The sequence below is a fragment of the Pseudomonas sp. S3_B11 genome, assembly GCF_054667715.1.
In genome coordinates this window covers 2,243,668-2,266,933 of record NZ_CP162749.1, presented here as the reverse complement: position 1 = coordinate 2,266,933, position 23,266 = coordinate 2,243,668, and the positions used below count along the sequence as shown (strand labels likewise).

Annotated in this window: 16 protein-coding genes; 10 read left to right on the top strand and 6 right to left on the bottom strand. The window is 60.7% G+C overall.

Annotated elements, in window-relative coordinates:
* Positions 1–18: 18 nt before the first annotated feature.
* The 7 genes from AB4O22_RS10475 to AB4O22_RS10445 all read left to right on the top strand — a co-directional run bounded on the left by AB4O22_RS10475 (position 19) and on the right by AB4O22_RS10445 (position 10,470).
* On the top strand, positions 19–342 hold the full coding sequence (locus AB4O22_RS10475; RefSeq protein ID WP_013693441.1) for a DUF2934 domain-containing protein: 324 nt from the start codon (positions 19–21) through the stop codon (positions 340–342).
* Positions 343–585: 243 nt separating this feature from the next.
* Complete coding sequence (gene glgX, locus AB4O22_RS10470) at positions 586–2,745, top strand: glycogen debranching protein GlgX (protein ID WP_003202162.1); 2,160 nt, start codon at positions 586–588, stop codon at positions 2,743–2,745.
* A 252-nt stretch (positions 2,746–2,997) separates the two neighbouring features.
* A complete protein-coding gene (locus AB4O22_RS10465; RefSeq protein WP_003202164.1) occupies positions 2,998–3,762 on the top strand; it encodes a PIG-L deacetylase family protein in 765 nt (254 codons plus the stop codon).
* A 237-nt stretch (positions 3,763–3,999) separates the two neighbouring features.
* Complete coding sequence (locus AB4O22_RS10460; RefSeq protein WP_263292988.1) at positions 4,000–4,764, top strand: endonuclease/exonuclease/phosphatase family protein; 765 nt, start codon at positions 4,000–4,002, stop codon at positions 4,762–4,764.
* 179 nt (positions 4,765–4,943) lie between these two features.
* A complete protein-coding gene (locus tag AB4O22_RS10455) occupies positions 4,944–7,367 on the top strand; it encodes an autotransporter family protein (protein ID WP_460096267.1) in 2,424 nt (807 codons plus the stop codon).
* 294 nt (positions 7,368–7,661) lie between these two features.
* Positions 7,662–8,576, top strand: coding sequence for an autotransporter domain-containing protein (locus AB4O22_RS10450; protein WP_460096266.1), 915 nt, complete (start codon positions 7,662–7,664; stop codon positions 8,574–8,576).
* A gap of 268 nt (positions 8,577–8,844) precedes the next feature.
* Entirely contained in the window at positions 8,845–10,470 is a 1,626-nt protein-coding gene (locus AB4O22_RS10445; protein WP_460105628.1) for an NADP-dependent glyceraldehyde-3-phosphate dehydrogenase, read from the top strand.
* Positions 10,471–10,489: 19 nt separating this feature from the next.
* On the opposite strand, the gene AB4O22_RS10440 is transcribed toward AB4O22_RS10445, so the two are convergent.
* Positions 10,490–11,383 carry a DMT family transporter gene (locus AB4O22_RS10440; protein WP_460096265.1) on the bottom strand — a complete coding sequence of 298 codons (894 nt, stop codon included), beginning with the start codon at positions 11,381–11,383 and terminating at the stop codon, positions 10,490–10,492.
* A gap of 133 nt (positions 11,384–11,516) precedes the next feature.
* Here AB4O22_RS10440 and AB4O22_RS10435 point away from each other — a divergent pair, with 133 nt between their 5' ends.
* Positions 11,517–11,954: an Lrp/AsnC family transcriptional regulator gene (locus AB4O22_RS10435; RefSeq protein WP_003202176.1), complete on the top strand. Its 438-nt coding sequence runs from the start codon at positions 11,517–11,519 to the stop codon at positions 11,952–11,954.
* 136 nt (positions 11,955–12,090) lie between these two features.
* Here AB4O22_RS10435 and AB4O22_RS10430 read toward each other — a convergent pair whose 3' ends face one another.
* Positions 12,091–14,562, bottom strand: a complete 2,472-nt coding sequence (locus AB4O22_RS10430; RefSeq protein ID WP_460096264.1) for a UvrD-helicase domain-containing protein — start codon at positions 14,560–14,562, stop codon at positions 12,091–12,093.
* Between the two features lie 238 nt (positions 14,563–14,800).
* On the opposite strand from AB4O22_RS10430, the gene AB4O22_RS10425 reads away from it, so the two are divergent.
* Complete coding sequence (locus tag AB4O22_RS10425; RefSeq protein ID WP_460096263.1) at positions 14,801–15,496, top strand: pirin family protein; 696 nt, start codon at positions 14,801–14,803, stop codon at positions 15,494–15,496.
* A gap of 134 nt (positions 15,497–15,630) precedes the next feature.
* On the opposite strand, the gene pgm is transcribed toward AB4O22_RS10425, so the two are convergent.
* The 4 genes from pgm to AB4O22_RS10405 form a co-directional block, all read right to left on the bottom strand.
* Positions 15,631–17,277: a phosphoglucomutase (alpha-D-glucose-1,6-bisphosphate-dependent) gene (gene pgm, locus AB4O22_RS10420; RefSeq protein ID WP_460096261.1), complete on the bottom strand. Its 1,647-nt coding sequence runs from the start codon at positions 17,275–17,277 to the stop codon at positions 15,631–15,633.
* Between the two features lie 91 nt (positions 17,278–17,368).
* Complete coding sequence (locus AB4O22_RS10415) at positions 17,369–18,766, bottom strand: aminotransferase-like domain-containing protein (RefSeq protein WP_460096260.1); 1,398 nt, start codon at positions 18,764–18,766, stop codon at positions 17,369–17,371.
* A gap of 96 nt (positions 18,767–18,862) precedes the next feature.
* Positions 18,863–20,353, bottom strand: a complete 1,491-nt coding sequence (locus tag AB4O22_RS10410; protein ID WP_460096259.1) for a hypothetical protein — start codon at positions 20,351–20,353, stop codon at positions 18,863–18,865.
* Between the two features lie 680 nt (positions 20,354–21,033).
* Positions 21,034–22,059 (bottom strand): zinc-dependent alcohol dehydrogenase family protein, encoded by a 1,026-nt coding sequence (locus tag AB4O22_RS10405; RefSeq protein WP_003202189.1) that lies wholly within the window; start codon positions 22,057–22,059, stop codon positions 21,034–21,036.
* A gap of 257 nt (positions 22,060–22,316) precedes the next feature.
* On the opposite strand from AB4O22_RS10405, the gene AB4O22_RS10400 reads away from it, so the two are divergent.
* On the top strand, positions 22,317–23,231 hold the full coding sequence (locus AB4O22_RS10400; RefSeq protein WP_027911545.1) for a LysR family transcriptional regulator: 915 nt from the start codon (positions 22,317–22,319) through the stop codon (positions 23,229–23,231).
* Positions 23,232–23,266 lie beyond the last annotated feature (35 nt).

Here is a 23,266-nt window from a genome sequence, read left to right as displayed (position 1 = left end):
TGAATCAGGAGCACTGCGATGAGTACCGACGATAAACGCATTCGCGAATTCGCCTATCAGATCTGGGAGTCCGAGGGTAAGCCCGCCGGGCAGGAGAACCGCCACTGGGAGATGGCGCGCAAACTGGCCGAAGCCGAAGCGCTGGCACCCAGCAAACCACCCAAGGCGGCGAGCAAATCAGCGGCCAGCAAAACCGATGGCGCCAAGCCTGCTGCCGCCAAGAGCACCACGGCCAAGACAGCGGCAAAAACCACCACGCCCAAGGCCAAGCCTGCGGCCAAAGCTGCTGCGACCACCGCAGACAAGAAGCCGCGGGCCACACGCAAGCCGCCGGCGGTTTGATTCATCCTATCGGTCTCCTCGTCAGGTGGGAGCAACGCCTGCTCGCGAAACAGGTGCCTCGATTTCGGCAGGCGCGCATCGCTTCATCGCGGGCAAGCCTTGCTCCCACAGAGAAGCAACTTTGTCCCACATAGCCGGGTGGTGCGACGCTTCGCTAAATCCCCTCGCCACAAGTGAAGGGTGGAGCCACCCACCCCAAGTGAACCGCATCGCTGAATCTGTCTGTCTTTTGCAGGAGCAACTATGACCCGTCCAAAAAAAAACACGCCGCCGCCCGTGATCGAGGCTTCGCGGATTCGTGAAGGGCTGCCTTTTCCACTGGGTGCAACCTGGGATGGCCTCGGGGTCAATTTCGCGCTGTTTTCAGCCAATGCCACCAAGGTCGAACTGTGCATCTTCGATGATGCCGGCGAAGTCGAACTCGAACGCATCGAGCTGCCGGAGTACACCGACGAGATTTACCACGGCTATCTGCCGGATGCCCACCCGGGCTTGATCTATGGCTACCGGGTCTACGGTGCATACGACCCGGCGAACGGCCACCGTTTCAACCCGAACAAGCTGCTGATCGACCCGTATGCCAAGCAACTGGTCGGCCAGTTGAAGTGGTCCGAAGCCCTCTTTGGCTACACCATTGGCCATCCCGATGGCGACCTCAGTTTCGATGAGCGCGACAGCGCCCCGTTCGTCCCCAAGTGCAAGGTCATCGACCCTGCGCACACCTGGGGTCACGACCATCGCGTCAGCGTCCCCTGGGACAAGACCATCCTGTATGAGACCCATGTGCGCGGCCTCACCATGCGTCACCCTTCGGTGCCCGAGAACCTGCGCGGTACGTTCGCCGGGCTGATGGTCGACGATGTGCTGGAGCATATCCGCAAGCTGGGTGTCTCGTCGGTGGAACTGCTGCCCATCCATGCCTTCGTCAATGACCAGCACTTGCTGCACAAAGGCATGACCAACTACTGGGGTTACAACAGCATCGCCTTCTTTGCCCCGGACCCACGCTACCTGGCCAGCGGCAAGATCGCCGAGTTCAAGGAGATGGTTGCCCACCTGCACGAGGCCAACCTGGAAGTCATCCTCGACGTGGTCTACAACCACACCGCCGAAGGCAACGAACAGGGCCCCACCCTGTCCATGCGCGGCATCGATAACGCCTCGTACTACCGGCTGATGCCCGACGACAAACGCTATTACATCAACGATTCCGGCACCGGTAATACCCTGGACCTGAGCCATCCTTGCGTGCTGCAAATGGTCACCGACTCCCTGCGCTATTGGGCCACGGAGATGCACGTCGACGGCTTCCGCTTCGACCTGGCGACCATTCTGGGCCGTTACCATGACGGCTTCGACGAGCGCCACAGCTTCCTCGTGGCCTGTCGCCAGGACCCGGTGCTGCGCCAGGTAAAAATGATCGCCGAGCCCTGGGACTGCGGCCCCGGGGGCTACCAGGTGGGACGCTTCCCGCCGGGCTGGGTCGAGTGGAACGACAAATTCCGCGACACGGTGCGGGCCTTCTGGAAGGGCGACGACGGCCAGCTTGCCGATTTCGCCAGCCGAATGACGGCCTCGGGCGAGATGTTCAACCAGCGTGGCCGGCGTCCGTACGCCTCGGTGAACTTCGTCACCGCCCATGACGGTTTCACCTTGCATGACCTGGTGTCGTACAACGACAAGCACAACGAGGCCAACGACGAGAACAACCAGGACGGCAGCAATAACAACCTGTCCTGGAACCATGGCGTCGAAGGGCCTACGGACGATCCAGAGATCAACGCGCTGCGTCATCGGCAGATGCGCAACTTCTTCGCCACCCTGCTGCTGGCCCAAGGCACGCCGATGATCGTCGCCGGCGACGAATTCGCCCGTACCCAGCACGGCAATAACAACGCCTATTGCCAGGACAGCGAGATCGGTTGGGTCAATTGGGACCTGAGCGAGGATGGCGCGGCGCTGCTCAAGTTCGTCAAGCGCCTGATCAAGTTGCGCCTGACCTATCCGATCCTGCGGCGCGGGCGGTTCCTGGTGGGTAACTACAACGAGGACATTGGCGTCAAGGACGTCACCTGGCTGGCCCCGGACGGCAGCGAAATGACCATTGAGCAATGGCAGGACAGCCATGGTCGCTGCCTCGGCATGCTGATGGACGGCCGCGCACAGGAGACCGGCATTCGACGCAAGGCCGGCGATGCGACGCTGCTGCTGGTGGTCAACGCCCACCATGACATCGTCAACTTCCGCTTGCCGGAAGTCCCCGAGGGCAGCTTCTGGACCTGCATGGTCGACACCAACCAGCCGACCGTTCGTGGACAAGAGCGCTTCGATTTCGATTCCGAATATTCCGTCACCGGGCGCTCGCTGCTGCTGTTCGAGCTGCAACGCGAAGAAGAGGAATGAAGTACCGTTTGTAAACAGCCAGAGAGACCGCAAGGACGCGGTTTTTTTCGATGTACACAGCCCAGTTTGAAGAAAAAAATGCAGTTCAGACACACATCTCGCAAGACGAATCGACCGACATGGTCAATACTTCACATGCGGTAGTCTCCAGGATTCGGAGCGCTGTGAATCGCAGCCATACCCACGCGGGCGTCATCGGACAGTAGGCCCGGTAGATGGCTGGAAGGTTGAACACACACAAGGACGTCTCTCATGAAGCCCGCCTCTCGCTTGCCCGGCCGACAGCATCCGCAAATCTGGAACAGTGCTGCGCAACTGGCCGATATCCCGATCATCAGTACCCAGACGCTCATTCCAGCCGGCGCCCGCGCCGTCGTTCTCTCCCCGCATCCGGGCGATGAGATCGGCGCCTGTGGCGGATTGCTGCAGTTGCTGAACAACCTGGATCAACCCATGTTGCTGATCTCGGTCTCCGATGGAGCCTTGGTCCACCCCGGTTCACCGTTGTGGACCGATGAGCGCCTGCGTACACACCGCCCTCACCCGCAGGAAAGCGTGGACGCCCTGCATCGCCTGGGCATAGCCGCCCATGGCCTGCAATGGGTGCGCGGCGGCTTCCCGGAAAAGGCCCTGGCCGAACACGAGGCCGAGCTCACCGACTTTATTGCGCGTCACCTGCGCCCCGGTGACGTGGTGTTCAGCACCTGGCGCCAGGATGGTGACAGCGACCACGAGACCGTCGGGCGCGCCGGTGCCCTGGCCGCCGACAGGATCGGGGTGGCGTTCAACGAACTGCCGGTATGGGCCTGGCACTGGCCGGTCCGCGAGCAAAATAAAATCCCCTGGCACCGGGCCCGCAAACTGCGCCTGGATGTCTGGACTACCGCACGCAAGCGTCACGCCATGCATGCTTACGTCAGCCAACTCAACGGCGAACCGGCGAGCGGCATCGCCCCGCTGGTGCCCAGGGTCATCCTGGATCGGATGGGCATGCCGTATGAGATTGTCTTCATCTGAACACGTGCCTGTGATGGCGGTGGTTCAGATACACCGCTATCGCGAGCAAGCTCGCTCCCACAGGAGATGTTGCATCCCCCCGCAAATCCAATGTGGGAGCGAGCTTGCTCGCGAAAGCGATCGGCAAGGACATGAAAAATCCGGAACTGCCGACCCCTCGGGTCAGTCGCATGAACAGGTACGTCTGATTCAGGAGCGAACGTGACTCAAGATCCCGATTGGCGGCCCGTCGAACCAATGCCATCGGAACTGCCAGCGGCGGTTCATCGGCTGCGGATCCTGACGGTCAATACCCATAAGGGTTTCACCGCCCTCAACCGTCGCTTCATCCTGCCCGAATTGCGCGAAGCGGTGCGCAGTACCGGTGCCGACCTGGTGTTCCTGCAAGAGGTACTCGGCGAACATGACCGCCACGCATCACGCTACGACAACTGGCCCCAGACCTCCCAATACGAATTCCTCGCCGACAGCATGTGGAGCGACTTCGCCTACGGCCGCAATGCGGTCTATCCCGATGGCCACCATGGCAACGCCTTGCTCTCCAAATACCCGATCCGCCAGTTCCGCAATCTCGATGTGTCCATCACCGGCCCGGAGCGGCGCGGGTTATTGCACTGTGTGCTGGATGTGCCCGGGCACGCCGCTGTCCATGCGATCTGCGTGCACCTGAGTCTTCTGGAAAGCCATCGCCAATTACAGCTCAAACTGCTCTGCCAACTGCTCGATTCGCTGCCCGAGGATGCCCCGGTGATCATCGCCGGCGACTTCAACGACTGGCAACTGCGTGGCAACCTCGCCCTCGCCCGTCGTGGTTATCTGCATGAAGCTTTCGAGCACCACCACGGTCGCCCCGCCAGGACCTATCCGGCCCGCTTCCCACTGTTGCGCCTGGACCGTATTTACCTGCGCAACGCCAGCAGCCACGCCCCGCAAATCCTGGGCAACAAACCCTGGACGCACCTGAGCGACCACCTGCCGCTTTCGGTGGAAGTGCATTTGTAGGGCGGGTCTTTTCTGTTCGTTCTGCGCACGGACCTGTAAGTTCTGACAGTAGCGACGCTGGCTTTTCATTGCTAGGGTGCCATCCCATACAGCGAGCGTTGCCAGGCCCTGTGTGCCATCTGTCGTGCAACCGATGCTGAAACCGGCATTTGCGAAATGCCGATGCAGAGGGATAGCACATGATTCGGCACGATAAAGGATTCAATCGGCTGTTCAACGCTGTGTGGATATCAGCCCCCTTCCTGTTACCCGTCCCGGCCGCCATGGCCGCTTGTACGCTGACGCCAACCGCAGGCGATGACGCTTATGTCTGCAACAGCGGCACCAGCCCCGGGCTGACGGACCTTTCGGGTAACAACAGCTTGACAATGCCCGCCAACGGCAGTGGTCTCATTAGCGGCGACGTCACATTCGGTACCGGCGTCGACCGCATCGTGATCAATGCCAACGGCGTGATTGACGGTGATGTCGAGCAAGGCTCGGCAGCCGACGATTTCGTCATGAATGGCGGCCGGATCTTGTCCCTGGCCCAGGGGGACGGCCTCGATACGTTCCTGATGACCGACGGGACCATCGTCGACGCGTTCGAAGATGGCGACATTGCGAAGATGACCGGCGGCACTATCGGCCGGGTCGACATGAAACTCGATGACAACGTCTTCGATATGTCCGGTGGAAATATCATCGGCAACCTGGTGACCGGTTTCGGCCAGGACACCATCATCCTCTCCGCAGGCCGCATCGGCGGCAATGTCAGTGTCAGCGGCGGCAATGACAGCATCACCGTCAGCGGTGGTGAAATTCTCGGCGAGGTCCGGGTCAGCGCGGGCGATGACCAGTTTCGGTGGAGCGGCGGACTCATTCATTCGGCCGTCCTGATGGGCGACGGTAGCGACACTGCGTTATTGAGCAACCTCGATGAAACCCTCCTCGCCACTACACCCAGCGTGGACGGTGGATTGGGCCAGGACGCGTTGACGTTCAGTGGCAGCACCTCCAGCACCGGCGCTCGCTACCTCAACTGGGAAACAGTCAACCTCACCCAAGGCTCGCGACTGGACCTTGACGACACCCTGACCTTGGGTGACAGCGCCACCGCCACCGGGACGCTCAACATAGACTCCGGCAGCACGCTAACGTCGACCCAAGGCGTCATTGCCCCTTTTACTGCCGGTCAGTTGACGACGCTCAACAACGCTGGCGTGGTGGACCTCGCACAGGGCAACACCCGCACCAACGACACCCTCACTGTCCAGGGCAACTACGTTGGCAACAACGGCCAGTTGCACCTGCAAACGGTACTCGGCGCCGACGACTCCCCCAGTGACAAGCTGGTGGTCAATGGCGGGACACTCACAGGCAGTACCGCCATTACGGTCACGAACCTGGGCGGCACGGGCGCACAGACGGCTCAGGATGGCATCGAAGTGGTCCAGGCCCAGGGCGGCGCGATCAGTGATAGCGGCGCCTTTTCGCTGGCACAATCGGTCTCGGCCGGGGCATTCGATTATCGCTTGTTCAAGGGCGGCGTAACCGGCAATGAAAACAACTGGTACCTGCGTTCCACTGTGGTCGCCGGACCGATAGCGGCGCCCAGCCCGACGTTGCCCGTGCTGCCGGCTGCAATACCCGGCGCGGCGCCCATCCCTCTGTACCGGCCGGAAGTGCCGACCTGGTCGGTATTGCCCCCGGCGGCGGCACAACTGACCCTGATGGCCCTGGGCACGTTCCATGACCGCCAGGGCGACCAGCGCCTGCTCACGGAAAACGGTGCGTTCGGCGCAGGTTGGGGCCGGGTCTATGGCAAGGACCTGGATCAAACCTTGGCCGGCACGGTTACGCCGCGGTTCGACGGGTCGATCAAGGGTTTCCAGGTGGGCAATGACCTGTACAGCTCGCCGCTGTCCAGTGGACAGACCCAACGCATCGGTTTCTTCGTCGGCCATACCGAATTGAACGGCGACGTCGATGGTTTCAACCTGGGTTTCAAAAGCCGACGCGCCGGCAAGATAGAACTCGACGGCGACAGCTACGGGCTCTACTGGTCGCTCACCGATCCCTCTGGCGGCTACGTCGACGCCGTGGTGATGGGCACGCGACTGGACGGCGACAACCGCTCCGAACGCGGGCTGAAAATTGACAATCGCGGGCACGCCCTGACCCTGTCGGCGGAAGCCGGTTACCCCTTCGCGGTGGTCACCGACTGGGTCCTGGAACCCCAGGTGCAGATCATCCACCAGAAGGTCTCCCTGGACACGCAAGACGACGGGGTCTCAAAGGTAGAGTTCGACTCCGACAGTGCCTGGACCGGTCGCCTCGGCGCTCGCCTAAAGGGCCGCTACCAGGTCAGCGGCATGCCCGTGGAGCCATACCTGCGCGCCAACCTCTGGCACACGTTTTCCGGTACCGATACGGTGACGTTCGACGACACTGAACGGGTCAAGACCCAACAACGCGCGTCCACTGGCGACCTGGGCGTAGGCGTCATCGTGAGCCTGGCGCCCACGGTCAGCGTGTACGCCGGCGCGGACTACAGCGCCAACCTCGACAGCAGCCAGCAACGCAGTGTGGCGGGCAATCTCGGTGTACGGATCAGTTGGTAGCCAGCCTCTGCGACGATGATTTGACGCCCAAACGCAGCCCTTAATAAGCATTTTAAATCAGTGTCTTATTACCTCTGATTTCATCCTGCCATTCATCGTTCATTTTCTTGACGCGGCGCCATCGGTCTTCTTGACTACATCGTACTACCCCCGGAAATACAGTCAGGGGCAGGCCTCTGGAACCCGCCAAGACGGGCCGCCAGAGGCTTGCCTCAATCCATTCGGTCGCCCCTCATTCGGGGTAGGAGAGACGCCAAAAAGCGAGAAATGCATGCGATTGCAAGGCAGACCCCCATGAAAACTTCCCTCCGTCCGCAAGAGATCTCCATCACCTTCCACACCCTTTCTACTTCGTTGTTGCTGCTTTCCTCCATGGAGGTACAGGCCTGGCCTGACGAAGAAACAACACAGCCCTGGTATGGCCGAGCCCAGTCCAGCAACCGCAATACCGCAACCATCGGCAGCGACCCCGCCTCCGACAAGAGCTCTGCCCTGTTCACATTGCGAAACGACAGCGGTCATACCCAGCGCATGGGCCTGATCAGCGGGCAAAACCAGATCATTTCAACGGGCAGTGGCCTGCTGGTGACGCCCGCGATGGCCGAACCGGGCAAAGACGCCCTGAACCTGAAAGGCTCGAGTCTCGGCGCCTATTGGAGCCTGACCAGCCCCGCAGGCTGGCACGTGGACCTGAGCGCCAGCGGCGGCCGGGTCAATGGCTACAGCCGCACCGAACAAGGCCAGCGCCAGGCCACCGAAGGCAATGCGGTGACGCTGTCCGTCGAAGGGGGCTTTGCGATTGGCATCGGGACCCACTGGGTCGTCGAACCCCAGGCCCAACTGATCAACCAACGCATCACCCTCGACACACCGAATGCCGAGAGCGGCACCGGCAATGAACTGAGCAGCTGGAGCGGCCGCGTCGGTGCGCGACTCAAAGGCAATTACCGAGTCAACAGCCTCGGCATGGAGCCCTATGTGCGAACCAACTTGTGGCACACCGTCCAGAGCGCCGATACCTTGTCCCTGGATAAGGTCGACAAGATCAGCAGCAGCCGAAAATCCTCCACCGTCGAAGTCGGCCTGGGCCTGGTGGCACGGGTCACGCCGACGGTAAGCCTGTATGTCAGCGCCGACTTCAGCAGTGACATCGACGACAACGACCTCAACGGTATCATTACCAGCATGGGGGTGCGGATGCGCTGGTAATGCCAATTCTGTAATCGATAGCCCCGCGTGCAGGAACTGTGTAGGGGCTGTCGAGTGCAACGAGGCTGCGATCTTTCCCCAGACATTTGAGTCCCAAGCGAAAGATCGAAAGATCGAAAGATCGCAGCCTTCGGCAGCTCCTACATAAACACGGCGCAAGCAATCTGCCGCCACTTAAAAAACACCTCCATTAAGGCGTATAACGCTAAGAGCGATTCATACCTGCAAGCCGTCTGCCCCTGGCTCATTTCATTGATGGAGTAACGACATGACCACCGACCCCTTCCTCGCCAACCTTTTTCCCAGCGCCGCCGAAATCCCGGAGGCCTATCGCCTCGAAGGCCGGATCGAACAGCGCGAATACCTGGTCGACGGCGTCCTGGAAACCTGGCAAGGGCCGCTGGCTGTCGTCCGCAGCCCCGTTTACGTGACGGGTGAGCTGGGCGATGGGCAAGTGATTCTCGGCAGCACACCGCTGCTGGACGCCGAAACCGCCCTCACCGCTCTGGACGCTGCCGTGCGGGCTTACGATCGCGGCCAGGGCCAGTGGCCCACGATGCGCGTCGCCGAGCGCATCCGCCACGTGGAAACCTTCCTGGCACGCATGCGCGAGCAACGCGAGGCCGTGGTCAAGTTGCTGATGTGGGAAATCGGCAAGAACCTCAAGGACTCCCAGAAGGAATTCGACCGCACCTGCGACTACATCGTCGACACCATCAACGCCCTCAAGGAGCTGGACCGGCGCTCCAGCCGTTTCGAGCTGGAACAGGACACCCTCGGGCAGATCCGACGCGTGCCCTTGGGCGTGGCCTTGTGCATGGGCCCCTACAACTATCCGCTGAACGAAACCTTCACCACGCTGATCCCGGCCTTGATCATGGGCAACACCGTGGTGTTCAAACCGGCCAAGCTCGGCGTCCTGCTGGTGCGGCCGTTGCTCGAAGCCTTCCGCGACAGCTTCCCGGCAGGCGTGATCAACGTAATCTACGGCAGCGGCCGGGAAACTGTCAGCGCGCTGATGGCCAGCGGCAAGATCGACATCTTCGCCTTTATCGGCACCAACAAGGCGGCTAGTGACCTGAAGAAGCTTCACCCGCGGCCACACCGCTTGCGTGCCGCCCTGGGGCTGGATGCGAAGAACCCTGGCCTGGTGCTGCCAGACGTCGACCTGGACAACGCAGTCAACGAGGCACTGACCGGCTCGCTGTCATTCAACGGCCAGCGCTGCACGGCGCTGAAAATCCTGTTTGTCCATGAAGATGTGGCGCCGGCGTTCATCGAGAAGTTCAACGCCAGGCTCGCCACCCTGAAACCCGGCATGCCCTGGGAGGACGGTGTGGCGCTGACGCCGTTGCCCGAAGCGAGCAAAGTCGATTACTTGCATTCGCTGGTCGCCGATGCGCTGGCCAAGGGTGCAGAAGTGAAGAATGCCCACGGCGGCGAATCGCGAAGCTCGTTTTTCTACCCGGCGGTGCTGTACCCGGTGAACACGGCGATGCGGGTCTACCATGAGGAACAGTTCGGCCCGGTCGTGCCCATCGTGCCGTACCGCGACCTCAATACCGTAATCGACTACGTACTGGAGTCCGACTTCGGCCAGCAGCTCAGCATTTTCGGCACCAACCCGGCACAAGTCGGCAAGCTGGTGGACACCTTCGCCAACCAGGTCGGACGCATCAACATCAACGCCCAGTGCCAACGGGGCCCGGACACGTTCCCGTTCAATGGCCGGAAGAATTCGGCCGAGGGCACCTTGTCGGTCCACGATGCGCTGCGCACCTTTTCCATCCGCACGCTGGTGGCAACCAAGTTCCAGGACAACAACAAGGCGTTGATCAGCGACATTATCCGTGAGCGGGATTCCAACTTCCTGACCACTGACTACATCTTCTGATCCACGCCCGAACGGTGGGCTACGACAGGGCTGGGCGCCGCGACTTGATGCCCCAGCCCTGTTGCATGCCGGCAGCCGCCAGCAGGATCGCAGCCACGCCCAACCATTGCAGCGGCTCCAGGCGATGGCCGAAGGCGAACCAGTCGACGAAGATCGCTGCGATCGGATAGATGAACGACAGCGCACCGGTCAATGCAGTCGGCAAACGTTGTATGGCGCTGTACAGCAACACGTACATCACGCCGGTGTGCACCACGCCCAGGGTCAACAGACTGACCCAGGCCTGGGGGTGTTGCGGCAATGCCGAGAAGTTCGCCCAGGGCGCCAGCAGCAACACGCCGGTGCTGACCTGGATCAGCGCGATCAGATGAGGTGGCGTGCCGGTCAGGCGCTTGATGATCAACGCCGCGATGGCGTACAGCAATGCGGCCCCCAGCGCCAAGGCAATGCCCAGCAGATAGTCGCCGCCACCCTGCCCTTGCTCACCATGGGCACTGACGATGGCCAGCATCCCGAGAAACGACACCGCCAGCCAGAACAGTTTCTGCGCGGTGATTTTTTCCCCCAGGAACAACGCCGCCAACCCCACCAACATGAACGGCTGGACGTTGTACACCGCCGTGCCGATGGCGATCGAGGCACGGGAATAGGAGGCAAACAACAATACCCAGTTGCCGACGATCGCTACACCGCTGAGGACCGCCAGCAGGAACGTGGTACGGGTGAGGATGCCGGGGCGCAAAAAGCCGAAACCGGCGCAGATCAGCAGCAAGGTCACGGCGCCGAACACGCAGCGCCAGAACACCACATCCAGCACCGGCAGGCCGGAAACCAGCACGAACCAACCAATGGTTCCGGAGATCAGCATGGCGGCAGTCATTTCCAGCGAACCGCGGCGTAAGGTCTTGTCCATCTTCAGGCTCCTTCAGCAAGTGGGCACAGTATGCCGAGCCGACGGGGGGCTTCTCCATGGTTTGAAAAAGGCTAAACTTCGATTTGACCTTTTTTATCAAGGCAACTTCACACATTCGCCTAATGGAGTTGAAATGACTGACGATATTGACCAGATCCTCATCAGTGCCCTGATGGAAGATTCCCGACGTTCCCTCAAGGCCTTGGCAAACCTCAGTGGCCTGTCCTCCCCCAGTGTCGCCGAGCGCCTTCGCCGGCTCGAAGAACGTGGCGTGCTCAGGGGCTACACCGTTGAGGTGGACCCCAAGTGCTTCGGCTATCAACTCCAGGCCATCGTGCGTATCCGCCCGCTGCCGGGGCAGTTGCAGGAAGTGGAGCGGCAGATCCAGGCCATCGCCGAATTCACCGAATGCGACAAGGTAACCGGCGACGACTGCTTCATCGCCCGCCTGCACGTGCGCTCGATGGAACAGCTGGATACCTTGCTGGACAAACTCAATGTCCACGCCGAGACCAATACGGCCATCGTCAAGAAAACACCCGTCAAGCGACGGTTGCCGCCGATGGCGTAAGAACGTACCCCCCCGTGGAGCGAGCTTGCTCGCGAAGAGGCCAGCATATTCAACACCCTCGTCGACTGTGACATCGCCTTCGCGAGCAAGCTCGCTCCCACAGGGTTACGCTTGCAACGGATAGACACACCAAGCCTTATCCTTTACGAACACGGCGATGGTCAGCGAAAAAGGGCTTATCCGTGGCAATACGATCCGAGGCCTTGGGCCCATTGGCCGCCTGGCCGTCCTGGCCATCGACGTACCAGTAACAGTGCTGCACCGCACGCGTGATGCCCACATACGCCAGGCGCAGGATTTCGTCCTTTTGCGCCGAGTCGTAAGGTTCGGCGTCACCGTCCTGGCCTAGCCCGGCCATTCGATAGACCTGGTTCTTGTAGGGTGAACTGCTCAGGTGCTGGCAGTCGCCCAGCAGGAACACCGCATCGGCCTGGAGCCCCTTGGCACTGTGGTAAGTCATTTGCCTGAGCCGTCGCGCGTCGTACGGCAAGCTAGAATCAACATTAACTGTTGGCTGAATATACTTTTCTATCAATACCTTATCGCTACTTTTTCGATACAACATCAAGATCGAATCGCCGTTGCGATAGTGCTCATCCAGTCGCCGCGCCAACCCTTCGTCGTCGCGATCCAACACATTCACCGGGCTCAACAAGCGAGACACGCCACTGGCCTTGGCCTTCTTGCCTGGGATAGCCGCAGCGGCGCGAACAATATGCTCGGCCGCATCGATGATGTGTTGGTGGCTGCGGTAGTTGTCAGTGAGCATGACCCGGGTCGTCGTCGGCGACGGGAATTGCTTGTTGAATGCCATGAAATAGCTCGGCGAGCTGCCGCGCCAGCCATAGATTGATTGCCAATCGTCCCCTACACACAACAATGAAGAGCGTTGGGCGCCGCGCCCCACGTGCATCGCGGGACCACGGCTGCGTATTTCCCGAAGACTGGCGCGCAGCCAGGAGACGATCTGCGGCGACACGTCCTGGAACTCGTCGACCATCAGGTGCGAAAGCGGCCTGAGCAACGCATCCCCCAGCAACTTGAAATTCTCCGGCGAATGTTCGCTGAACAGCGCAAACATGCGGTTGTAGGTCATGACCGGCGGCGATTGGTCGAGCAGATGGTCTTCGAATGCCCGCCAGTAGCGACTCAGCGCTTCGAAGAAATACCGATCGGGATCATCCTGGGCAAAGGACATCCGCCCCACGGCATCCGGGACGTCGAGGCCCAGGTTCTCGATAAAGCCTGCCGCCGCAACAAAGCAGTCCAGCAATGGCGCTGAACCCAGCTCGCCCTTGACCTTGTAGTCGAACCCAGGCCCGGCGCTGGCATCGCCGGCCATTGACGCTAATACACGTTTTGACGCCTCATAACTTTCCAGCCAGATCAGTGGCTTACGGCAAAAAGCTTGAAACAAGGTGCGCTTTACCGCCCATTCCGCGCGGATGCTCAACTTGGCGCCCGGACGATTGAGCCGGGCATCTTCCCGTGGATCGAACCCCAGTATCACCCAGGCATCCAGGGAAGGCGCGTAGCCATGACAGTGGAACGTCGAACCATTGATTTCGAACGTTTGTCGCTTCGGCTCGATACCCTTGATCGGCCAGGCACCGGCGCGGAACCACAGGTCTTCGACGGCATCGCACAACTCTTCGTCGCGCTGGGCTGCCAGTTCGGTCACGGCGACGCGCTTTTGCACATCCGGGTGATCGCGTTCCAGCTCCTTGAGTTGCAGCGCGTGGCGGGACAACGGCAGGATCAGCTCACGGAAACGCGCGTCACGCTGGTAAAGGTTGTAATAACAGGCGTTGAGTTGCTGGCGCTGGGCGTCGTTGATGCGCAAATCAAAGGGATTGCCCTGGGCATCATCGTCACCCGCTTCGGCGCGATGACTCAGGGTCTCGAACGCCTGGAGCCGTTCGAACCCGGGCAGGCTGCGAACCATGGGCAAGATGCGCGAATGGAATGTCCGCACCAGGTCACGGGCTTCCTTGAGGCTGACGGTTCGCCCCCACAGGGCAAACACTTCGATCAGTTTCTGGATGAAATCCTTGCGCGATTCCCGGGTAAACGTCACCACGGTCATCGAGTCCAGTTCGAAACCCAGGTAATGGGACAACAGCACAATGCGCAGTACCAGGGTGGTGGATTTGCCCGCCCCGGCCCCGGCGACCACCGAGGTCGAGGGCGTGTCGCTGAAAATCATCTTCCATTGCGCGGCGCTCGGTTGTGCATGCGCCGGCAGCAATCGGGTGACATCTGTCTTGATGCGTTTCTTCAGCTCGGCGGTCAGCGGCAGGCGCCAGTCATCGAACAGCAGATCATCGACCTGCGGTGCCGGATGCTCCGTGCTGCGCGAATCACGGATCAACAGGACCTGACGACCCTCCTCAAGCCCTTCGGCCCGGCCTTCCTTGTAGCCATAGTCAAAACCAGCGGTATGACCGCTGCGGAAACCGTCGGCCTGGCCATGCAACCAGGAAGCGCGATGTTGGGCTCGCAGGCGTGTCAGGCCATGGCCGAAGAACCGGGCTGCCAGGCGCTTGAACAGCGGCATCTGGGCCAGGGATAAAAGCTCGGGGGGAAGATCGGGAGTGTGTTGCGCCACGCTGATGACTCCGGGTGTTCATGAACCATGACGGCTATGGTGTCTGTATTTGCCGCCGGGTTCCACCCAAAAGCTTTTAAGTCATGGGTTTAGGCGATGAAGTGAAAGTTGGCTCGCGATTTTATATCTAAATACACGATAACTTTGACGCGTTTTTTACGCTTTTTATCGATGTGTTCCTTGGCGAAAATAGCCCCATCAACCATCGCTTTCGCTGCTCAGCGAAAAGGACACGAACATGCTCGAACTCAGGCCCTTCGCCACCTTGGGCGCCGCCAACCACGGTTGGCTGGATGCCCACCATCATTTTTCGTTCGCCGAATATTACGACCCACGGCGCATGAACTGGGGCACCTTGCGGGTCTGGAACGATGATGTTATCGCCCCTGGCAGCGGTTTTCCCCAACACCCGCACCGGGACATGGAAATCATCACCTATGTGCGCGAAGGCGCGATCAGCCACCAGGACAATCTGGGTAACAAGGGCCGCACGGAGGCCGGTGATGTACAGGTCATGAGCGCGGGCACCGGGATTGCCCATAGCGAGTACAACCTGGAATCGACGGCCACCCGCATTTTCCAGATCTGGATCATCCCCAACGAAGAAGGCCTGGCACCGTCATGGGGCGCCAAACCGTTTCCCAAGGACTCGCGCGAAGGCTTCGTGACCTTGGCCAGCGGCAAGGCCGGCGATGACCAAAGCCTGCGCATTCGCGCCGACGCACGACTGGTAGCGGCCAATCTCAAGGCGGGTGAAAGTGCGGAGTATCGGCTGGACGCCGCACGTCGAGCTTATCTTGTGCCGGCAACTGGATTGATAGAAATCAATGGTTTGCGCGTACAAGCTCGAGACGGTGTTGCGATTGAAGATGAGCGGATATTGCGGGTGACCGCCATTGAAGACAGCGAAATCGTGCTCGTCGACCTCGCTTGATTGGTCTTGTGGTGAGAGGAATTTGTGTGGGAGCAAAGCTTGCTCGCGAAACGGGCCTCGCGTTAAAGACCGCATCGCCTGGATCGCGGGCAAGCCTTGCTCCCACATAGTTGGGACAAGGCTTGCCGACGGTGTCACTTGCTGGTGATAGCCCCATCCACCAACGTTTGCGCCTCAGCCACCAATTGCTTGAGGTGCGCGTCGCCAATGAAGCTTTCGGCGTAGATCTTGTAGATATCTTCGGTCCCGGACGGGCGTGCCGCAAACCAGCCGTTTTCGGTCATGACCTTCAGGCCGCCAATGGCCTGATCATTGCCCGGCGCGTGACTGAGGACGTGCTGGATCTTCTCCCCGGCCAATTCGGTAGACGTCACCTGGTCCGGCGACAACTTGCTCAATAGCGCCTTCTGTTGCGGGCTGGCCTTGGCATCGACGCGTACCGAGAACGGTTCGCCCAGCTCGTCAGTCAACGCGCGGTAGGCCTGGCTCGGGTCGCGACCGGTGCGCGCCGTCATTTCAGCTGCCAACAGCGCCGGGATCAGGCCGTCCTTGTCGGTACTCCAGACGCCGCCGTCCTTGCGCAGGAACGAAGCACCGGCACTTTCTTCACCGCCAAAGCCCAGGGAACCATCGAACAGGCCGTCGGCAAACCACTTGAAGCCCACCGGCACTTCATAGAGGCGGCGACCCAGGCGCTTGGCCACGCGATCGATCAGGCCGCTGCTGACCACGGTCTTGCCCACCGCAGCATCGGCGCGCCATTGCGGGCGATTCTGGAACAGGTAGTCGATGGAGACCGCCAGGTAGTTGTTCGGCGCCAACAGGCCGCCAGACGGAGTCACGATGCCATGACGGTCATGGTCCGGGTCGCAGGCAAAGGCCACGTCGAAGCGGTCCTTCAGACCAATCAACCCTTGCATCGCATGACTGGAAGACGGGTCCATGCGGATTTGCCCGTCCCAGTCGACGGTCATGAAACGGAAGGTGGAATCCACGTGAGTGTTCACCACTTCCAGGTCCAGGCGGTAATGCTCGGCAATGGCCGGCCAGTAGCGCACGCCTGCGCCACCCAACGGATCGACGCCCAAATGCAGCCCGGCGGTGCGGATGGCATCGAAATCGATGACATTGATCAGGTCCGCCACGTAGGTGTTGACGTAGTCGTGACGATGGGTGGTGTCGGCCTTCAGGGCTTGCTCGTAGCTGACGCGCTTGACACCGGCGAGCTGGTTGGCCAGCAGTTCGTTGGCCTTGGCTTCGATCCATTTGGTGATGTGGGTATCGGCCGGGCCACCGTTGGTAGGGTTGTACTTGTAGCCGCCGCTTTGCGGTGGGTTGTGGGACGGCGTGATGACGATGCCGTCCGCCAGGCCCGAGGTGCGGCCACGGTTGTAGCAGAGAATGGCGTGGGAAACCGCTGGTGTCGGGGTGTATTCATCGCCCTCGGCGATCATGACGGTGACGCCGTTGGCCGCGAATACTTCCAGCGCGCTGGCTCCCGCCGGGGTCGACAGCGCGTGGGTGTCGATCCCAACGAACAGTGGCCCGTTGATGCCCTGGGCTTCGCGGTACAGGCAGATCGCCTGGCTGATGGCCAACACGTGCCACTCGTTGAAGCCCAGGTCGAAGGAGCTGCCACGGTGCCCGGAGGTGCCAAAAGCCACGCGCTGGGTTGCAACCGAGGCATCGGGTCGGCCGGTGTAGTAGGCCGTCACCAGTCGCGGGATATCGATCAACAACTCTGCCGGTGCCGGCTTGCCCGCAAATGGACTGACTGTCATGCAAAACCTCTGAGTGGAGTGGCTCGGTAAATGGAGTGCAGTTTACTGACAGTTCGACCATGGCGCGATGGGTTCGATCCATTGCCGCCGATTACGCTTGTTCGAGCCTCAAGGCGTCGGCCAGCGCGCAGAGCGCAGCGTCCATGTCCTGCGGCCCGTTCAGGGCGTGGGTCAGGCGCATATGTTGTGCATACAGGCCCTGGAGGCTGAACAACTCCCCCGGCGCGATGACGATTCGCTGGGCAAGCAGCCGATGGAAAACCCGTCGCAAGTCGACCCGTCGCGTCGACTGCATCCAGATCGTCGCACCACCTTGAGGTTCTGCCCATTGCAGGCTATCCCCTAGCCGCTCGCGCAACAATTGCGTAGTCGAAACCGCGCTTTCACGCAGCAGGCGCCGCAACACCAGCAAGTGCTGGTCAATCCGACCGCTGCTGTACAGCCGGGCGATGGCTTTCTGGCGGATCGGCGACAAGCGAAACGCTCGCAACAGGAAATGTCGCTGCAGGTGCAGGGTCAACTGGCGCGACAGCACGTAGCCATACGGCGCCTCTGGCCCGATGGTTTTCTCGAACGTCGAATAGACGATCAGCCGGTCCGGGTCGAGCAAGTCTCGAAAAGGCGTCATTCTTGCCTCGAACGCCAGGTCTGTATGGCTGTCGTTCTCCAGCACCCAAGTCCCGTGCCGCTCCAGCAAATGCGCGATGGTACGACGGTTCTCTTCAGGAACCAGTGTCCCCCTCGGCATATTCAAGACCGACGACAGCACCACCAGGCGTACCGTTTCGTTCACCAGCAGCTGTTCCAGTTGCTCGACATTGATTTCCCCGTCGGCCAGCAGTGGCAGCTCGATGACGTTGACCTCCGCCGCCTGCAGCAGGCGCAACACCGCCCAATCGCAGGGCGATTCGATCAGCACGGTGGCCCCCCTGAGTGCCAGTACCGCGATAAGAATTTCCAGGACGCCCCGCAGGTCGGCGCCAATGTAGACGTCATCGGCATTCCAGCAACGGGCCGGCGAAGACGTGTAGCGGGCAGCCAGCGCGGTGCGAAGCTCCAGCTCGCCCCAGGGTTGCGAGGGTGTCTGCGAGGAGCGCGGGTACTGGCGCAGCAGTTCGCGCTCGAGCAGCAACAGCGGGCTGTCCAATGGCTGCATCGACGCCGGTTCATCTGCGCTGAGCACCTGCATACCTGGTCGTCGGGCATTGACGTACAGGGTCTCGAGTAAATCGTCACCGCCGTCCAGGGTGGCCATACTGGGCACGGGCAGCGCGTAGTAACCGGACTTGGCGATCGAATAGACCCGCCCTTCCTTTTCCAGCAGCGAATACGCGTACTGAATGGTCGATATCGACACGTTCAGACGCTCGGCCAGTTGCCGCAGCGACGGCAGGCGAACCCGCGCATCAACCTCCAGCTCGTTGATCAGCGTGGTCAGGTAGCGATAAACCGCCTGATAGGCGAAGTCTGTCTCCCGGCAATTTTTCATCGGCTCAGGCCAGGACAGCGGGTCGCAGCCAGCTCAGTCGCAACGCCGGGTACAAGGACTGGGGACGAGGTAGATGAGTCCGTCAAACCTCGTTCCTCAATGCCTTGCCGAGCGTTCGTGCAACCCATCGGCAGCCGATCCGCCTTCTGCAGCGTCAACGCCGTCATTGGCCTGCTGCGGATCGGCGCCCGGGGCGCTTTCCGCTTGTTCCGGCAGCGAGACACTCGCCCGGTACAGCTTGCCAAGGATATCGATGGGCAAGCCGCTGACATCGACCATCCACTGCGCTACCTGATCGGCGACGGTCGCACCCTGCATGGCCTTGTGCAGGTCCGGCATCGCCACCAGCATGCCAGGGTGGCAGCAACGCAGGAAATGCTCCAGGCCAGCGCCCTGCCCCACGAAGGGCGCGAACAGCATGCACACCAGTTGTGTTTCGCTGAGCCCCAGGATCTTTTGCGCTTCAAGGGCGGCGTAGGCACGACGCTCGGGAATCGACGACGGCGAGGCGAACAGCGCCCGAGCCTGTTCGCAGACGTGTTCCGGCAATTGCTTGCGGTGCATGATCATGATCGCCCGCTGCGCGTAGTCGCCGTAGCCGGTTTCATAGCTGCGTCCGTGCAGGTAGCAGGCCTGCAGGCCGTGCAGATGGGCCGACAGCAGCGGGCTGATGTATTCGTTTTCAGGCGCCGATGGCACAAGCCCCTCGGTCTGCACCCGCAGGAACTCGTTGAAGAGCGGCCAGTTGGTTCCCTCCGAACGATCGACGATCAGGTCGTCGATGCCGACGTGGCCCACTCGCCGGCAGGCCTCGAAGTGACCCTCGGGCTTCCAGGCATCGAGGCGCTCCGGCCCATAGAAATGCCGGTAGACATCACCGCCCAGGGCGTCGAGATGGGCAAAGAGGTTGTCGAAACCGCAGGCGTGCTCGGTCAGCAGGCCGATCTTGCGAGTCGCGCGGCGCAGGCCCGATATGAATTGTTTTTGCTGGCGCGGTGTATCGCTGCTGACCAACGAATCCACGCCCGACTCCCAGCGGGCCATGTGCCGATAGAATTCGGCCATCGCCAGGTAGCCGTCGTCCCCAATCTCCAAGGGGCTGTCGACCGCGCGAAGGTGCCCCAGGACCAGCAGGTCCATGCGATTGGCTTCGTGCCCCGCCATCGACAGGGGCTGCCGGTGATTGAACGGCAACACCTCGCGGTTATCGGCCATCAGCAATTCGACCCGGGGATCATCGTAGACAAACAGCGCGCTGTAGCAGCGGTGGATGTTTTCCAGCGTCGCCTGGGTAGTTTCGCTCAGGCGTGGCGTGGCGACGCGCAAGGTGAAGGTCACCGGATGTCGCCCCGCGATGCTCAGTTGTGCGGCCCGCAAGGCGGTCAGCACATAAAAACTTTCCCTGCTCCCATTCTGGACCGTCAACACGCGGTAATCGCCAATCCGCTCGATGCCTCCGGCGGCGACAATTAAACGCTGGATCAAAAGCTGCAACGCGGTACGTTCTGCCCGGGAATAAAAACCTGACAGTCGTTGCAGTATCTGTTGATACACGTGAGTCATTGCCTGCTCATGAATTGCACTCATAGCCATTTACCTGGAAATTCAACTATCGGCGTCGCACCCGCACCAACGTGACTGCGCGACGTGTTGATCTAGATGGTTGTTCTAGCACTCAAAGAGTATTAGCAATACGCTTGAGCATTGCTTGTCGTAATTATTTGATACATATACCGAGAGTAGGCTCACGCCCCTTCACACCCCTGCCTAAAGCCCCGTAAATACTGGGCAAAACGGACCTGTCGGCACGTCCTAGGAGAATTCCGACAACGTCCCACAGACAATGAGTACAAGAAACAAAGAACTTGCCGAACTTTAACTGGCGCTCTACCCCGCCCTGCCTTCCCCAGGGTCGATAGATATATCTGCAACTGTTAATGCTCGTTACCCTTTGAATGCATCTTGAAGGATGAAGACCTTCGGAAAAGTTATACCGCACCACGACTTCTTCCTTGATATGGAAATCAGCGTTCAATTATCAAGACTTAAACAATGATTAGAAGATACAGATTGAGGGCAAAAACCAGTTCAGATGTTGGCCGACAGACCGTTTCAGTCTTGAGCGAACCGGGACAGGCCATTCAAGGCGCGAGATGGTGAGGTGCGAACGCAGCACCGCCAGGCAGGAGGTGCCGTAAGAAAGGATGGGGTGTCAGGGCGAAGGCAGCGCAAGAGCCCGGGGCGATGACTCTTGCGCAAGACAGGGTTCAGGCCGGGTCGACGACCTGAAGGGCAACACGTTCACGGCAAGGGCATTCGCCCATGTAACGGTGAGCCTCGACGAACTCGGAGAATGGGAAGACCCGAGTCTTGAGTGGCAACAGCACGCGGTCGGCGGTCAGTTGATTGATATCGCGCAGTGCTCGTTGCAAGGCCACCTGGTCCTGGAGAATGCCCAGTTCCGGCTTGCCAGTGAAATTGCCGATGCAGTGCACAAAGAACTGAATGTTCTTCTGGAACGCCGCGCAGGCTGGAAACGGCGTCTGGTTGCCACCCTGCAAGCCATACAGCACCAGGCTGCCACGCGGTGCCAACACGTCACCCAGCAGCGACATCTGGGGCCCGCCGAGGCCGTCGAAGACCACATCGACGCCACGGTTGTCGGTGAGCTTGTTGATTTGCATCAGCAAGTCCTGCTCTTCGGTGACGATGACCTTCTCGGCGCCCAGCGACAACAGGTACTCACGCTCGTCAGCCGTCTTGGTGGCCGCGATCACCCGCACACCCAGGGCCTTGCCCAGTTGCACGAAGGAAGGGCCTGCGCAATGACTGGCATCGGTGACCAGGGCGAATTGCCCCGGCTTGACCCGCGCCAGGTCCATGTAGGCGAAATACGCGATCAGCAGCGGCGTGTAATGCACGGCGGCTTCGATCGGGCTGAGCACGTCGGGATAACGGGTCAGCGCGGTGCGTGGCAGCACGATGACCTCACCGTACACCGGATAATCGTTCGGGCTCTCGGCCGGGAAACTGGCGACCTTGTCGCCCACGGCCAAGTCATCGACGCCGTCGCCGACGGCCGTTACCACGCCGGCCATTTCATGGCCCAGGCCCGAAGGCAGACGTGCCTGGGACGACGCCAGGTTCTGGCGCCACAAGGTGTCGTACCAACTGATGCCGATCGCTTCGACACGGACCTGCACTTCTCCTGGCGCAGGAAGAGCCGCCGCATGCTCTTCGCATTTGAGCACCTCGGCACCACCAAACTTGTGAAAACGGATCGTGCGGGACATCGCAAACCTCGTCAAAGTAACCTCTAATGCCATGAACTCTATCCGGGCTTTGTACCCAAGACCATCAGTGGCTATTAATAGTCGACATGCCTGTCATTGATTCCGCAGTAAGAAAAACCAACCAATCCTGTAGGACTTAACCTAAGAAAACTCAATTAGCCGGTGCAGAGTACCAGCCTTTCCCCGTAAGATTCATGCCGGCCATTGTTCCCATATGGCCGCTCACGTCAAGCTTGCCGAATCTGCCAGGACCCCAGATGAATCGTAATGACCTGCGGCGTGTCGATCTGAACCTGTTGATCGTGTTCGAAACATTGATGCATGAACGCAGTGTGACTCGCGCGGCCGAGAAACTGTTCCTAGGCCAACCGGCCATCAGCGCCGCGCTGTCGCGCCTGCGCAGCCTGTTCGATGACCCGTTGTTCGTACGTACCGGCCGCAGCATGGAGCCTTCGGCCCGGGCGGTCGAGATCTTCGCCCTGCTCTCCCCGGCCCTGGATTCGATTTCCACGGCGGTCAGCCGTGCAGCGGAATTCGACCCGGCCACCAGCACCTCGGTGTTTCGCATCGGCCTGTCGGACGACGCCGAATTCGCCCTGCTGCCGATGCTGCTCAAGCGCCTGCGCGCCGAAGCGCCCGGCATCGTGCTGGTGGTGCGCCGGGTCAACTACATTCTGATGCCCGGTTTGCTGGCATCCGGTGAAATCTCCATTGGCGTCAGCTACACCGAGGACTTGCCAGCCAACGCCAAGCGCAAGGTCTTGCGGCGTAGCATGCCCAAAGTACTACGGGCTGACACCGCCCCAGGACGACTGACCCTGGACGAATTCTGCGCTCGCCCCCATGCCCTGGTGTCTTTCGCGGGTGATTTGAGCGGCTTCATCGATGAAGAGCTGGCGAAACTCGACCGCAAGCGCCATGTGGTGCTGGCCGTGCCGCAATTCAACGGCCTGAGCACGCTATTATCGGGCACCGACATCATCGCCATCGTGCCCGACTACACCGCCGACGCGCTGACCGCCGCCGGCGGCGTACGCGCCGAAGACCCACCCATACCAGTGCGAAGTTTCGAGCTGCACATGGCCTGGCGCGGTTCCCAGGACAACGACCCTGGGGAGCGGTGGTTGCGGTCGCGGATTCAGATGTTTTTTGGCGACCCTGAGAGTCTTTAGGCGTCCTCCGCGGCACAGTGCCCTACGTGCTCGAA

Coding starts and splice junctions, on each gene's coding strand:
- pgm (WP_460096261.1), bottom strand. CDS start 17,277: ATGACAGTCAGTCCATTTGCGGGCAAGCCGGCACCGGCAGAGTTGTTG.
- AB4O22_RS10455 (WP_460096267.1), top strand. CDS start 4,944: ATGATTCGGCACGATAAAGGATTCAATCGGCTGTTCAACGCTGTGTGG.
- AB4O22_RS10450 (WP_460096266.1), top strand. CDS start 7,662: ATGAAAACTTCCCTCCGTCCGCAAGAGATCTCCATCACCTTCCACACC.
- AB4O22_RS10440 (WP_460096265.1), bottom strand. CDS start 11,383: ATGGACAAGACCTTACGCCGCGGTTCGCTGGAAATGACTGCCGCCATG.
- AB4O22_RS10460 (WP_263292988.1), top strand. CDS start 4,000: ATGCCATCGGAACTGCCAGCGGCGGTTCATCGGCTGCGGATCCTGACG.
- AB4O22_RS10435 (WP_003202176.1), top strand. CDS start 11,517: ATGACTGACGATATTGACCAGATCCTCATCAGTGCCCTGATGGAAGAT.
- AB4O22_RS10445 (WP_460105628.1), top strand. CDS start 8,845: ATGACCACCGACCCCTTCCTCGCCAACCTTTTTCCCAGCGCCGCCGAA.
- AB4O22_RS10410 (WP_460096259.1), bottom strand. CDS start 20,353: ATGAGTGCAATTCATGAGCAGGCAATGACTCACGTGTATCAACAGATA.
- AB4O22_RS10405 (WP_003202189.1), bottom strand. CDS start 22,059: ATGTCCCGCACGATCCGTTTTCACAAGTTTGGTGGTGCCGAGGTGCTC.
- glgX (WP_003202162.1), top strand. CDS start 586: ATGACCCGTCCAAAAAAAAACACGCCGCCGCCCGTGATCGAGGCTTCG.
- AB4O22_RS10425 (WP_460096263.1), top strand. CDS start 14,801: ATGCTCGAACTCAGGCCCTTCGCCACCTTGGGCGCCGCCAACCACGGT.
- AB4O22_RS10465 (WP_003202164.1), top strand. CDS start 2,998: ATGAAGCCCGCCTCTCGCTTGCCCGGCCGACAGCATCCGCAAATCTGG.
- AB4O22_RS10400 (WP_027911545.1), top strand. CDS start 22,317: ATGAATCGTAATGACCTGCGGCGTGTCGATCTGAACCTGTTGATCGTG.
- AB4O22_RS10475 (WP_013693441.1), top strand. CDS start 19: ATGAGTACCGACGATAAACGCATTCGCGAATTCGCCTATCAGATCTGG.
- AB4O22_RS10415 (WP_460096260.1), bottom strand. CDS start 18,766: ATGAAAAATTGCCGGGAGACAGACTTCGCCTATCAGGCGGTTTATCGC.